The following is a 13,694-nucleotide window of genomic DNA, read 5'->3' as shown; positions in this document are numbered from 1 at the left end:
ATTATAGAATGAGTTTTCCTCAAGTCGAATTAAATACCAACAAAGGACGTATCGTTCTTGAACTCAATTCAGAAAAAGCACCAATTACTGCAGCAAACTTTTTAGAATATGTTCGTGATGGTTTTTATGATGGCGTAATTTTCCACCGTGTTATCGATGGCTTTATGGTACAAGGCGGTGGCATGGATGAAAACTTCAAAGAGAAAACAACTCGTGACTCTATTGAAAACGAAGCAGACAATGGCTTAAGCAATGATATTGGTACAATTGCGATGGCACGTACTCAAGCACCACATTCTGCATCTGCACAATTCTTTATCAACGTAAGCAATAATGCTTTTCTTAACCACTCAGGTAAAACTGCTCAAGGTTGGGGTTATGCTGTGTTTGGTAAAGTGGTTGAAGGTATGGATGTAGTAGAAGCAATCAAAGGTGTTCGCACTGGTAACCGTGGTTATCATGCAGACGTACCTTTAGAGAACATTGTTATTGAATCTGCTAAAATCATCTCAGAATAATTTTCATTTGGATTATTAGTGACTTATCTGTTTATATCAGATCTGCACTTATCTGAAAACTACCCTCGATTCATTCGGGGGTTTTTAGATTTGCTTGTAGACTACGCTGACCGTAATACTCAACTCTATATTTTGGGTGATTGGTTTAATGCTTGGTTAGGCGATGATAATGATGAAGAATGGATAAAACCAATCGTCACCGCATTACAGCAATTCCACGCACGCGGCAATCAAGTATATTTTCAAGCAGGTAATCGTGATTTTGTTTTAGGTACAAAGTTCTTACAACAATTTAATGGCATATTATTACCCGAAATTGCCTATCTCACCCTAGGCTCAACATGTTTCCGTTTAGAACATGGTGATGCACTTTGTACGGATGACCGCTCTTACCAGCGTTTCAAGAAGTTTATTCGAAATCCCTTTGTTTTAAATGTGTTACGTAACACACCATTAAGCTTTCGCAAAAAACTAGCCAATAATTTACGCAAACAGAGTCAAGCTGCTCAACAAGAAAAAATGGCTAACATTATGGATGTTCACCCAGCAGCAGTACAAAAGGCTCTCAGTCAGTGTGATGTATTAATTCATGGCCATACACATCGCCCAATGGTTCATCAAATTGATCAAAAATTTCGCATCGTACTTGGCGATTGGCGCATGTCAACACAAAGTGCTGAAATTTTGGAAGTCAATGACGAGGGTGAATGGGTGATGCATCACTTTATGTTCTAAGACCGCAATATTTCGCTTCGAAAAACTTGATATGTTGTCTATCGTATGTAGATAAATTGGCTATACTTAAGCTTTCTTAGTTATTTATATAATGAATCATGGATTTACTTAAAGTACTACAGCAGCGTTATACCACCAAGGCTTATGATGCAAGTAAAGTCATTCCACAGCCTGAGTTTGATCAACTACTTGAAGTTTTAAAACTTACCCCTTCCTCTATTAATATCCAACCCTGGCATTTTTTTGTTGCAGCGACAGACTCCGCAAAACAACGTATTGCGACAGCTTTAGTCGGTGATTATGCTTATAATGCCCCTAAAGTTTTAAATGCATCTCACACTATTGTGTTTTGCAGTAAAACCGATATTAATCAAGAACATTTAAGCAATATTATTAATAAAGAAGCGCAAGATGGTCGGTTTAAAGATCAACAAGTGCAACAAAACCAAATGAATAGCCGTGCATTCTATGTTGACTATTATCGACAAGTGCAAGGGGATGTTTCGCGTTGGACAGAAAACCAAACCTTTATTGCCTTGGGTCAACTATTATTGGCTGCTGCCGTACAAGGTATTGATGCAACCCCTATTGGTGGATTTAATGCTGAGATTTTGACACAGGAATTAAAACTCACAGAACAGGGGCTTAAACCAAGTGTTATCGTTGCACTTGGTTATCGTAGTGAGCAAGATTTTAACGCTCCTCTACCTAAATCTCGCCTACAACGTGAAAAAATCATTAGTATTTTACCTTAAAAAATTCACTCAATTGGACGATGTATACCATTATGGCTACATCGTCATTTTCTTATTCGGAACTCAGATATTTTTAGTCAAAAAACTGTCATCTAGAATACTTAAAGCAATGCTATGCTTTAGATAAAAATTGGACACCATTTTAAATGGTTTGTATTTAGGTATTACTTATGGACCTAAACCACTATCTAGCAAATAAGTTCAAGATATTTAATGAATATCTAGAGAGGCATTGGCAGGATCAACCCCTTAAATATAAAGAGATCCAAACTTTGTTGTTTTTTCAAGCCTATACAACAATTGATTTAATGGCACGGACGGACATAAATTGCAGCCATTATTCTGAGTACCCTACCCTAAGTTATTATTATCAGCGCATTGAAAAGTATATAAAAATACCTGCCAAAGAATTATTTCCCGCCTCTTTTCATCGACCCTATACTCAAATTTTAAATGAATTTAAATATTTTAGTTTTTATCAAGATCCACTGCACATCCAAAAAAAAATTGACCATATTTACGATCTCTTTCAAAAAATAGCACTTCCCAACTCATCCCATGGTATTTACCATGAAATCTATGCCTCATTACAACACAGTATAGAATTCCTGCATGATCCAAATATTAACATTCAACAAAAAAATAAATTACTTTATCGTTGGCAAGACATTGATAATTTAGAAAGCGCCTCTGCTTACCGTTCTCTTGCTAAAATTCAACATACTCTCTCGCAATATCAACAACAAAGCCTAGCTGAAAAATACCAACGATTAATTGCTCAGAATGAAAATAACCGTATTGAGTTTAAACAACGCACAACTGACTTACTGAGCAATAAAAAATCTGATACATGGATTAAAGCTTGTTTTGCATTTATGAATACACGTAAAGGCTATGTGTTTATAGGTATAGCAGATGACCAAAGTATTATAGGTATTGAACAAGAACTTCATGAACATTTTCAAGGTTCATTAGACCTAATGAAAAGAGGTCTCCTAGATAAGCTTGCTCATGAAAGCCAAAAACGCTCCAATATTTACACCACTTTGGAGGATATTCAAATCGAAGGTAAAACAATATTGGTTTTTCAATGTAACAAAGCAGACCGCCCTCTTTATTATAAGGGCGAGTTATATATGCGAAATAATGCGCAAACAATCCGAGTTCCACCAGAATTGATTGCCTGCTTTCAGCAGGAATATTATTGTTAATCTGACTTAAAAACGTGTACGCAAGGTGAATGTCACTTTACGTGGCTCCCCCCAGTAGACACCATTATAAAAACCAATATTCTGATAATATTCTTTGTCAAATAAGTTTGTCACCTGTAATCCCGTGGAAACCATATCATTAAATTTATAATTCACTTGTGCATTGGCTAAGAAATATGCATCTTGGCGCATGATTCCATCACTGCCCTGAGGTGCAGACTTGGTTAGGTTTTTAACTAAATCACTTTGCCAATTTACCCCTACTCCAATACTCAATTTTTCAGCACCTTGCCACAAAGAACTGGGTAAATTAAATTGACTAAAAAACTTCACTTGATTTTGAGGAATCGTGGTTGAGGCTGCAACATCGGCAGAGCTTACGCTATTCACATAGGTATACCCAGCAGTTATATTCCAATGCGGCAATATCTCTCCCACTGCCTCAATTTCAAAACCATTAATATCTAGACCAGAACCAGAGGACATCATTGGATCAGTACCATCCACCTTAATTCCTTTGGCAATTGCATCCTCATCTTTGATTGCAACATTTTCCTTTTGAGACCAAAATGCCGCAGCTGTTGCTAATAATTTATCGTCAAAGAAAGTCCCTTTTATCCCCAACTCGTAACTTTTTCCTACTTCTGGTTCTAAGTAGTTATTATATCTATCCTTTTTTTTACTTGGATTAAACATATCCGTATAACTTGCATAAGCTGTATATTGGTCATTTAAAGCATAAGTCACACCAAAATATGGCGTAAATTTATCTTGCTCAATATCAGCTTTATTGCCATTACTGGCTTTATAATAACTTTGTCGCCCACCAATAATAACTTTTAAAGGATCTGTAATATTTAAACGTAAGGTTGAATATAAGCCATAATTGCGTTGAGTTTTGTCTTTATCTGCTGGTATCACCATATAATCAGGTTTATTAGTCGCATTACCATCCCAAGTATGCCAATCATTAATTACACAGTTGTCGCCAATATTTGTACTTGGAATTGTACTGGTGTCATTAATTTTTTTAGTACAAGTTAATTGATCACTGGCCTTACCGAATAGCATTCCTGAGGGCGAATCACTACTCAGATGAAAGCCACTAGCACCAATAACTAACTCATGTTGACGATCAAATAATTGAAATGGACCACTCGCATATAACTCAAGACTGGTTTTTTTTGACTCCGTTGTGGGATAAACAGTACTCCAAACTCCGATCCCTGTACCATCTTGTTTAGGAAAACCACTACCACCATAAGACATCAACCAAAAGCTTTTAGAAAAAGAATAAGTTGCTGCTGCTTTTATCATCCAGTCATTATCAAAGCGATAAGTTAAATCAGCCAGTACAGTACGGTCACTTTCATTAATAGTATTCCAGCTATTGGCTAAACTAAAATTACGAGGCAAGTTAGCCAAACGCCCATCTGCATACCAATAAGGCACTGTGCCCCAAGTTGAACCTTGAGGCTTATTTTCTTGATATTGGAAACCCAAACTAGCTGTAAGTTTATCAGTCAAATCTGCCTCAACGATTGCCATCGCAGCAACAGATTGTAGGGAATAATAATCCATATAGGAGTCACCATCGCGATAAGCTCCCATCAGACGGCTTCTTACTCGGCCATCTTGAGTTAAAGGAATAGAAACATCTGCTTCAGTACGAATGGTATCCCAGCTACCAATAGAGGTCGCAGCATAACCAGCAAACTCTTTCATTGGACGTTTGCGAATCATATTAATTGTGGCAGATGGATCACCCGTAGAACCTGTTAACCCTGAGGCACCTTTAATCACTTCAACACGATCAAAGAAAAAACTATCCGTTCGTGGTGCATTATCTGCAATGGGTAATCCGTCTATTTGTTGATTATTCACCTGATAACCACGTGCATAATAACTAGAACGCTCACTATCAAGTTTAGTAACAAAGATCCCAGGTGTAGCATCCAAAACATCATCAATAATATTTAAATTCCGTTGTTCAATCTGCTCACGAGTGACCACACTCACTGATTGTGGTGTTTCCTTAATATCTAGTTTTAATCTTGAAGAGGCACGAGATGATTTTGCCTTAAAGCGACCAGTTCCTTCAGTTATTTCACCTTGCGGTTGATCGTCAATGCTTTGGGCATAAACAGTGATTGTAGGTAACTGCACCAACTCAGGATTGGAAGTCGTTTCTGCAAATGCCACTGGACAACATACTGCCCATAAAACAGTTGTGTAAATTGCTTGAGTAATGGCATTTTTTTTAAAATATGTATTCATAATAATAGGATAATTTATATGAGAATGATTATTATTATTTTTAGAGCTATCTAAGTAAACTCATGCCATTATTTTTATTCAAAAAAATATATTTACTATGTAACAAATTAATTTATTTATAAAAATCTGGACTTTTTTGACCAGATTTTTAATTTCAAACGACTATAAATACTTACTGGCTTTAAATTGCCTTAGCTAAACAAAAAATAGCGGCTGTAGCAAAAATAATAGCAGCACTACTCAACCTATTTAAACGCTCTTTAAAGAAAACTAAACCTGCCATAGCACCTAATAAAATGACCAAAATATTCATTCCTGCAAAAACAACTGAAGGTGAATCTTTTAACCACTGATGTGCCTTTATATACAATGCAATATTCGCAAAATTAACTACCCCTAATAACAAACCAGCGTACATTGCACGCATAGTCCATTGGGTTTTTCTTAAGATTAAGAAGGAAAAAATAAAAATAAAAGCCAACATAAAACTTAAATTTAGCGTTACAGCAAACTGTAAACCCAATCCGCTGGTATATTTAAGTAAAATATCTACTAAAGCATAAATACCCCATACTGTTGCCAAAGAACACATCGCACCTTGATGTTGTGCGGCAGAACGAAATGCTGCCAGCTGATCCGAACGAGAACAAACCAGACACAGCATGGCAAATAGCCCTAAGCATATACCAATGACTTTCAGACTATTTAACTGTTCATTAAAAAATAAATAAGCAGCGCAGAGTGATAAAATTACAGATAATCGCTGTGCTATTTCAGTCTTAATTACCCCTGCACGTTGTAGTGAGCGTCCAAGTACAATAAATCCACCTGGTAAGACTAGACCTAAAATTGCAATGATCCACCATGGTGTATCGGTTAAACTTAAATGTGAAAAATCAGGTTGGAACCATACATAACACAAGGTAATTGCGAGCAAATAGCTCCAAGCCAACATTTGCAAAATATCAATTTGCTGACTTTTACAGTGCTTAAGTAAAACTGAAACTGCGACACTGCATAAAGCAGCAAATACAATAAAATGCATATTATTTTTCCAAAATATTAAGCAAGCTTGGCTTTATATACATGAAAAAAACGTCCACTTAAAGTGGACGCTTTTAATATATCAATGCAAATGCAATGAATTATTTATAATGTTCAACCATTTTCTCTAAAGAAATTGGGCGAATTTTATCAGCCTGACCTGCTGTACCAAATGCAGTGTAACGATCTATACAGATTTGTTTCATTGCTTGAACAGATGCAGCAAAGTATTTACGTGGATCAAATTCACTTGGATTTTCAGCCAAGAAACGACGAATTGAACCAGTAGAAGCTAAACGTAAATCAGTGTCGATATTAATTTTACGCACACCATGTTTAATTGCTTCAACCAATTGTTCAACAGGTACACCATAAGTTTCCTTGATGTCACCACCGTGCTCATTGATTACAGCTAACCAATCTTGAGGCACAGAGCTTGAACCATGCATAACCAAATGTGTATTTGGTAAAGCTGCATGAATTTCTTTAATACGATCAATTGCTAAAATATCGCCTGTAGGTGGACGAGTAAATTTATAAGCACCATGTGAAGTACCCACTGCAATCGCAAGTGCATCAACTTGAGTATCAGCAACGAATTGGCGAGCTTCTTCAACCGAAGTTAACAGTTGAGAATGATCTAAAACGCCTTCTGCGCCTACACCATCTTCTTCACCTGCTAGACCCGTTTCTAGGCTGCCTAAACAACCAATTTCACCTTCTACAGAAACGCCACAAGCATGAGCCATAGCCACTGTACGACGTGTTACATCGACATTGTATTCATAAGATGTTGGTGTTTTACCGTCAGCACCCAAAGAACCATCCATCATGACTGAGCTAAAGCCCAATTGAATAGAACGCTGGCAAACGTCTGGACTTGTTCCATGGTCTTGGTGCATTACAACAGGAATATGCGGCCATTCTTCTACAGCAGCTAAAATTAGATGGCGTAGAAATGGTGAACCTGCGTATTTACGCGCGCCTGCAGAGGCTTGGACAATCACAGGTGAATTTGTTTCATCTGCGGCCAACATAATTGCGCGCATTTGTTCTAGGTTGTTTACGTTGAATGCTGGTACGCCGTAATTATTTTCGCCGGCGTGATCCAAGAGCTGGCGCAATGAAATAAGAGCCATAATATCCTCCCAGGTAATGCCCCATATTCTACATGGGGAAAGCTAGCAATTCAGCAACAATTCGACTTATTTTAAAAAAAGTCCCCGTTTTCACGGGGACTTTTCATTCATATCTACAACTTATTGTTATTCAATCTAGTTTATTTAGCATCTGTCTCTGGTGTTGCAGCATCAGCAGGCTTAGCAGCAACCTCTGCTGGTACATCTGTATTCTTTTCATCAGCAATTGGTTTATCAATTGAATCAATCGCAGCTTGTTGCTCTGGAGTAACCTTTTCAGAATCTGTAGGTGTTACCACAGCAGAAGCAGATTGATCTTCAGCAGCCTTTTCTTTTTTAGAACATGCAGTTAATGCCAAAGGAGCAAGAATAAGCGCAGCAACAATGACTTTAAATTTCATCAGATTTTCCACAATGAGTGATTTATTTCGTGTCCAATATATTGCAGAGTTATGACATTTTTATGACGAAAGTAAAGAAGCTAACCTAAGTTAGCTTCTTTATTTATTTTTCAGCACATTATAAATAATCAGTGGCTAAATATCTGTGTTTATGCGCGCGCCAATAGTGCAGCAACTGCAGGTAAAGTTTTACCTTCAACAAACTCAAGGAAAGCACCACCACCTGTTGAAATGTAACCAATTTTACTTGCAACATCATATTTATCGATAGCAGCTAAAGTATCACCACCACCAGCAATTGAAAATGCAGCTGAATTCGCAACAGCTAGAGACAATGCTTTTGTTCCTTCGCCAAACTGATCCACTTCAAATACACCTACTGGACCATTCCATAAAATGGTTTTAGAGTCCGCGACAATCTGTGCAAAAGCTGCTGCTGTTGCTGGGCCTACATCTAAAATCATGTCATTTTCGGCAACATCAGCTACGTTCTTAATCACTGCTTTTGCTTGAGCCAAAGAACCTAAGAAATCACTAAAATCAATTTCTGCAGCATCAGCAACAACTACATCGGTTGGTAATGGTACTGAAACTTTTGCAGCAATCGCTTTGGCTGTATCTACCAAGTCAGCTTCATACAAAGATTTACCCACGTTATAACCAGCAGCAGCTAAGAATGTATTAGCAATTCCTCCACCTACGATCAATTGATCGCAAATTGTAGAAAGAGAGTTGAGTACATCAAGTTTAGTTGAAACTTTAGAACCAGCAACAATAGCAACCATTGGTTTTTGTGGCGTTTTTAAAGCACGCCCCAATGCATCAAGTTCAGCTGCTAACAACGGTCCTGCTGCTGCTACTTGAGCAAAACGAGCAACACCTTCTGTTGATGCTTCTGCACGGTGTGCTGTACCAAAAGCATCCATTACGAATACATCACATAACGCAGCATATTGCTGAGCAAGTTCTGGGTTATTTTTTTTCTCGCCATGATTGAAGCGCACGTTTTCAAGCAATACCACTTGACCTGCTGCAACCTCAACACCATTTAAATAATCAGTCTGTAATTGTACTTCTTGGCCCAATGCTTCAGTTAAATATGCTGCTACTGGAGCCAAAGATTGTTCAGCTTTAGGTTCGCCTTCTACAGGACGACCTAAATGTGAACAAACCATCACTGCTGCACCTTGTGCCAAAGCAGCTTTAATTGTTGGAAGAGCCGCACGTAAACGTGCATCGCTGCTAATCACACCATTTTTAACGGGTACATTTAAATCTTCACGAATCAATACGCGCTTCGCTGTAAGATCAAGCTCGGTCATACGTTGAAAATTCATGTCGTGCTCACTTTTTATATCGCAAAAAATCGCACTGATTCTAAATGATTTGAAAAATAAAGGTGAGTTAATTTATCGAAATGATGTAGAAATTTTTTGTTTTGATTATCATAAAGCAAGAACTGCATTTTAAAGTGAATATATGTCGATACATCCTGATCCAAAAATCAACCGTTTGAATGTATTAGGCAAGCCAATGGCCAGTTGTTGTTTTGACCCGATTACCGGATATTTCCGTAATGGTTTTTGTCACACAGCCGCAACTGATCTTGGACAGCACACCGTTTGTGCGCAAATGAGTGCTGAGTTTTTAAATTTCTCACAAAAAATTGGCAATGACTTGATTACACCTGTACCTGAGATAGATTTTCCTGGCTTACAACCAGGTGACTTTTGGTGTATTTGCGTTACTCGTTGGGTAGAAGCTTATCAATCTGAAGTTGCCCCTCGAATTAAACTCGATGCCTGTCACCAATCTGTGTTGTCTTATGTGCCGCTCAATATACTTATGGAATATGCAGTAGAATGATGTACTCAGAAATTATCCTTGCGTCTTCAAGCAGTACCCGTCGGGAATTGATGGATCGTTTAGGTATTGTATATCGTTGTGTCTCCCCAGATATTGATGAATCTCCCTGTGATGACACACATGCTGAAGAACTTGCACTACGATTAGCGATAAAAAAGGCTCAACATGTTGCCCAGCAATTCCCAAATGCGTTGGTCATTGGCTCAGATCAAGTTGCTTATCTCAACGATGCAGCAAGCCAGTTTATAGGTAAGCCATTGACTGAATCTGGGGCAATTGCACAGCTCACAGCTCAATCTGGACAATGCGTAAATTTTGCTACCGCACTCAGTGTCCAAATTGGACAACAACAATTTCAGGTAGATTGGGTTGAAAAATTCTCTGTTCAATTTAGGGCACTACAACATGATGAAATTGAACGTTATGTTGCAAAAGAGCAGCCTTTACACTGTGCAGGAAGCTTTAAATGCGAAGGACTGGGCATTAGCTTATTTGAGTCAATGCAAGGGCATGATCAAACCAGTCTCATGGGTCTACCTTTGATCGCACTATGTAAAATTTTAAGACAACTTGATTTACAACTTCCCTGATGAACTATGAGTTAATCATAACGCTTAATTAACTCACAACTTACAATCATTTTTAAAATACTTAGGCTATTTATGTCTCATACACTTGATGTTTTAGGCGGTATCAGCGCCGAACAGTTCTTAACTGAATACTGGCAGAAGAAACCATTATTAATTCGTGCTGCTATGCCAGAAATTGATGGCATGCTTCATCCTGATGATATCCATGCTTTAGCATTAGAGGAACATGTCAGCGCACGCTTAATTAAGCAACGAGATAAAGATCCCAATCAGTGGAGTGTCAAATCTTCACCATTAAGCAAATCTGATTTTCAAAAAATGCCACAGAAATGGACGCTCTTAGTACAGGCTGTAGACCAATATTCTTTAGAATTGTCTGCGTTATGGAAAAAGTTCCCATTCATTCCACAGTGGCGTCGTGATGATGTGATGGTCTCATATGCTCCTCAAGGTGGATCTGTTGGTCAACACTTTGATTTTTACGATGTATTTTTAGTACAAGCCTATGGTCAACGCCGTTGGCAATTGGGGCAAATGTGTGATGAAAATACCGAGTTTGTACCTAAACAACCTCTAAAACTTTTACCAGAAATGCAGGTTAGCTTTGATGAAGTACTAAATCCTGGTGATTTGCTCTACGTACCACCAGGATTAGCTCACTTTGGTGTAGCAGAAAACGAATGTCTCACCTGCTCATTTGGTTTCCGTATGCCTGATATTGCAAGTATGATGGATCGTTTAAGTGATCATTATGCTGATACACCTCAGTTAAAGAATCCTCTAAAAGATGTGATACGCCAACAAAGCACCCCTATTGGCCAAATTACGACTGAAGAATTAGACTATTTAAAAAATGTCTTGATTCAACAGTTACAACAAACAGATTGCCTAGATGCAGTCATTGCCACCCTCATGTCAGAAGCGAAATATCCAGACAATATTCCTGAACCTGAGGAATTGGCTGCTGATGATTTACTCGATGTTATTGATTCAAATTACCATGTCATGCTTGAGCCAGCCTCACGCCTGCTCTATATCGAATCTCAAGGCCAAATTCAATTTTTTGCCAATGGCGAAGCAATTTGTGTAAGTGCAGCACTCACACATTTACTCGTCAAAATCGCAAATGGCGAAATCTTGGCTTTAAATTCTCATTTTAAAGATGAAGAAATCCGTGAAGATCTAGCACAACTATTAAATGATGCGATCTTGATGTTATTGCCACCTGAGAATGATGAATAATTTCTCCCCATCTTAAGCTCAGCACCCCCTATATTTACAATATAAGGGGTGCCACAGAAATATCAAAAAGCCAACACGATTAAAAAATAGGCATAAATCATATAGATTTGTAGTTATTACTCCACTTTACTTGTACTTTTTTTGATAAATTGGCAACTTATTAATCAAATAATTATTGGATAGTTCACTAAAATGGCCAGTCCTGCTCAATCAGTCAGATACAAGCTGTTAAATACTTTTTTTTCTCGCCACTCTGTTTGGTTTCTTTGTATCTTTATCATGGGATATCTAACATGGGTGATTGTTTTTAATGACAGTCATTACATCTACTATTTTTTCTCAGACTATGTCATTAACACCACTTGGATCATCAGTATCCTTCTGTCTTTGCTTGGGGTATATGATCTATTACAAACGCGTCATGCAATTTTACGAAACTACCCGATTATGGGACACTTCCGCTTTTTATTTGAAAGTTTTCGTCCTGAAATTCGTCAATACTTTATTGAATCAGATCAAGATGCTTTGCCATTTACCCGGATGCAACGCAGCTTAGTTTATCAACGTGCCAAAAATGAAAATTCAGATAAACCCTTTGGTTCGATCGTAGATGTTTACCAAAATGATTATCGCTTTCTCACGCACTCACTTGCCCCTTGTCATCCTGCAGACCCAACAAGCTTCCGTATTCATATTGGAAACGCACAGTGTGCTCAGCCCTATGATGCTTCGATCATGAATATTTCTGCCATGAGCTTTGGTAGTTTAAGTGCGAATGCGATCCGCTCACTCAATCAGGGAGCAAAAAAAGGTGGTTTCTATCATGATACTGGTGAAGGTAGTCTTAGTCCTTACCATTTAGAAGCAGGTGGCGATATTGTTTGGCAAATTGCGAGTGGCTATTTCGGTTGTAGAACAGAAGATGGGCATTTTGATCCAGTACGTTTTGAGCAGCAAGCGCAATTACCTCAAATAAAAATGATTGAGATAAAACTTTCTCAAGGTGCAAAACCTGGTCATGGTGGCATTTTACCACAGCATAAAATTACTGAAGAGATTGCACAAATTCGTGGTATTTCTCGTGATAAAGACTGTATTTCACCGGCATCACATTCTGCATTTAGTACACCACTAGAATTAATGCAATTTATACAACAATTACGCAAACTATCAAAAGGCAAACCTGTAGGCCTAAAATTGTGTATTGGTCAGCCATGGCAATTTATGGGGCTCGTCAAAGCCATGTTAGAAACTGAAATTGTACCGGATTTTATTGTGATTGATGGTTCAGAAGGTGGAACTGGAGCAGCGCCAGAAGAACTCATTAATCATATGGGCACCCCACTACGTGAAGGCTTGCTTTTCGTCCATAACACCCTGATTGGTGCTGGATTACGTGAAAAAATTAAGCTGGGTGCAAGTGGTAAAATTATCAGTGCTTTTGACATTGCGAGTATCATGGCGATTGGTGCAGACTGGGTGAACTCAGCACGTGGCTTTATGTTTGCAGTTGGATGTATTCAAGCACAAAGTTGTCACACCAACCAATGCCCTGTTGGTATTGCAACGCAAGATAAAGAGCGTCAAAAAGCAATTCACGTACCAACCAAAGCAGAACGTGTATATAACTTCCATAAAAATACGCTCAAAGCGCTTGCTGAAATGCTCGCCTCTTCTGGGCTAACTCATCCATCACAAATTCGCCCACATCACTTAGCTCAGCGTATTAATGACCGTGAAATAAAGAACTATGCTCAATTACATTTCTGGTTGAAAAATGGTGAGTTATTAAATATAGAGAATGAAGATAATGATAACTTCTATTATCGAATGTGGAAAATGGCTGATGCCAAACAGTTTTAAAAACTAAGCATCAACTCATCTACATGCTATGCTGCTAAGGCCCGTTCAATAAT

General features: G+C 38.1%; 13 protein-coding genes. 8 read left to right on the top strand and 5 right to left on the bottom strand.

The annotated features are described in order from the left end of the window. Positions 1-8 precede the first annotated feature (8 nt). The 4 genes from RFH42_RS14115 (at position 9) to RFH42_RS14100 (ending at position 3,219) form a co-directional block, all read left to right on the top strand. Entirely contained in the window at positions 9-518 is a 510-nt protein-coding gene (locus RFH42_RS14115) for a peptidylprolyl isomerase (protein WP_308976392.1), read from the top strand. Positions 519-536: 18 nt separating this feature from the next. Continuing rightward, positions 537-1,253, top strand: a complete 717-nt coding sequence (locus RFH42_RS14110; protein ID WP_308976391.1) for a UDP-2,3-diacylglucosamine diphosphatase — start codon at positions 537-539, stop codon at positions 1,251-1,253. Between the two features lie 98 nt (positions 1,254-1,351). Next, positions 1,352-2,008: an oxygen-insensitive NAD(P)H nitroreductase gene (gene nfsB, locus RFH42_RS14105; protein WP_308976389.1), complete on the top strand. Its 657-nt coding sequence runs from the start codon at positions 1,352-1,354 to the stop codon at positions 2,006-2,008. 170 nt (positions 2,009-2,178) lie between these two features. Beyond that, positions 2,179-3,219, top strand: a complete 1,041-nt coding sequence (locus RFH42_RS14100; protein WP_308976387.1) for an AlbA family DNA-binding domain-containing protein — start codon at positions 2,179-2,181, stop codon at positions 3,217-3,219. 6 nt (positions 3,220-3,225) lie between these two features. Here RFH42_RS14100 and RFH42_RS14095 read toward each other — a convergent pair whose 3' ends face one another. The 5 genes from RFH42_RS14095 to RFH42_RS14075 all read right to left on the bottom strand — a co-directional run bounded on the left by RFH42_RS14095 (position 3,226) and on the right by RFH42_RS14075 (position 9,417). Continuing rightward, a complete protein-coding gene (locus RFH42_RS14095; protein ID WP_308976386.1) occupies positions 3,226-5,496 on the bottom strand; it encodes a TonB-dependent siderophore receptor in 2,271 nt (756 codons plus the stop codon). A 181-nt stretch (positions 5,497-5,677) separates the two neighbouring features. Then, positions 5,678-6,541 carry an EamA family transporter gene (locus RFH42_RS14090; protein ID WP_308976384.1) on the bottom strand — a complete coding sequence of 288 codons (864 nt, stop codon included), beginning with the start codon at positions 6,539-6,541 and terminating at the stop codon, positions 5,678-5,680. A gap of 100 nt (positions 6,542-6,641) precedes the next feature. Further along, positions 6,642-7,679 (bottom strand): class II fructose-bisphosphate aldolase, encoded by a 1,038-nt coding sequence (gene fba / locus RFH42_RS14085; RefSeq protein ID WP_308976383.1) that lies wholly within the window; start codon positions 7,677-7,679, stop codon positions 6,642-6,644. 140 nt (positions 7,680-7,819) lie between these two features. Then, a complete protein-coding gene (locus RFH42_RS14080) occupies positions 7,820-8,080 on the bottom strand; it encodes a hypothetical protein (protein ID WP_308976382.1) in 261 nt (86 codons plus the stop codon). 149 nt (positions 8,081-8,229) lie between these two features. Beyond that, complete coding sequence (locus RFH42_RS14075; protein WP_308976380.1) at positions 8,230-9,417, bottom strand: phosphoglycerate kinase; 1,188 nt, start codon at positions 9,415-9,417, stop codon at positions 8,230-8,232. A gap of 142 nt (positions 9,418-9,559) precedes the next feature. Here RFH42_RS14075 and RFH42_RS14070 point away from each other — a divergent pair, with 142 nt between their 5' ends. The 4 genes from RFH42_RS14070 (at position 9,560) to RFH42_RS14055 (ending at position 13,641) form a co-directional block, all read left to right on the top strand. Next, entirely contained in the window at positions 9,560-9,946 is a 387-nt protein-coding gene (locus tag RFH42_RS14070) for a DUF2237 family protein (RefSeq protein WP_308976379.1), read from the top strand. Beyond that, on the top strand, positions 9,943-10,536 hold the full coding sequence (locus tag RFH42_RS14065; RefSeq protein ID WP_308976378.1) for a Maf family protein: 594 nt from the start codon (positions 9,943-9,945) through the stop codon (positions 10,534-10,536). The genes RFH42_RS14070 and RFH42_RS14065 overlap by 4 nt, the downstream gene beginning before the upstream one ends. 72 nt (positions 10,537-10,608) lie before the next feature. Next, positions 10,609-11,778: a cupin domain-containing protein gene (locus RFH42_RS14060; RefSeq protein ID WP_308976377.1), complete on the top strand. Its 1,170-nt coding sequence runs from the start codon at positions 10,609-10,611 to the stop codon at positions 11,776-11,778. A gap of 192 nt (positions 11,779-11,970) precedes the next feature. Further along, positions 11,971-13,641 (top strand): FMN-binding glutamate synthase family protein, encoded by a 1,671-nt coding sequence (locus RFH42_RS14055; RefSeq protein ID WP_308976375.1) that lies wholly within the window; start codon positions 11,971-11,973, stop codon positions 13,639-13,641. The last annotated feature ends 53 nt before the right edge of the window (positions 13,642-13,694 follow it).

The organism is Acinetobacter rudis, from assembly GCF_031157835.1.
GTDB lineage: Bacteria > Pseudomonadota > Gammaproteobacteria > Pseudomonadales > Moraxellaceae > Acinetobacter > Acinetobacter rudis_A.
Note: the sequence above shows the minus strand (reverse complement) of the source record. Positions and strands in the feature narration are given on the sequence as shown.

Coding starts and splice junctions, on each gene's coding strand:
- RFH42_RS14115 (WP_308976392.1), top strand. CDS start 9: ATGAGTTTTCCTCAAGTCGAATTAAATACCAACAAAGGACGTATCGTT.
- nfsB (WP_308976389.1), top strand. CDS start 1,352: ATGGATTTACTTAAAGTACTACAGCAGCGTTATACCACCAAGGCTTAT.
- RFH42_RS14100 (WP_308976387.1), top strand. CDS start 2,179: ATGGACCTAAACCACTATCTAGCAAATAAGTTCAAGATATTTAATGAA.
- RFH42_RS14095 (WP_308976386.1), bottom strand. CDS start 5,496: ATGAATACATATTTTAAAAAAAATGCCATTACTCAAGCAATTTACACA.
- RFH42_RS14090 (WP_308976384.1), bottom strand. CDS start 6,541: ATGCATTTTATTGTATTTGCTGCTTTATGCAGTGTCGCAGTTTCAGTT.
- fba (WP_308976383.1), bottom strand. CDS start 7,679: ATGGCTCTTATTTCATTGCGCCAGCTCTTGGATCACGCCGGCGAAAAT.
- RFH42_RS14080 (WP_308976382.1), bottom strand. CDS start 8,080: ATGAAATTTAAAGTCATTGTTGCTGCGCTTATTCTTGCTCCTTTGGCA.
- RFH42_RS14075 (WP_308976380.1), bottom strand. CDS start 9,417: ATGAATTTTCAACGTATGACCGAGCTTGATCTTACAGCGAAGCGCGTA.
- RFH42_RS14070 (WP_308976379.1), top strand. CDS start 9,560: ATGTCGATACATCCTGATCCAAAAATCAACCGTTTGAATGTATTAGGC.
- RFH42_RS14065 (WP_308976378.1), top strand. CDS start 9,943: ATGATGTACTCAGAAATTATCCTTGCGTCTTCAAGCAGTACCCGTCGG.
- RFH42_RS14060 (WP_308976377.1), top strand. CDS start 10,609: ATGTCTCATACACTTGATGTTTTAGGCGGTATCAGCGCCGAACAGTTC.
- RFH42_RS14055 (WP_308976375.1), top strand. CDS start 11,971: ATGGCCAGTCCTGCTCAATCAGTCAGATACAAGCTGTTAAATACTTTT.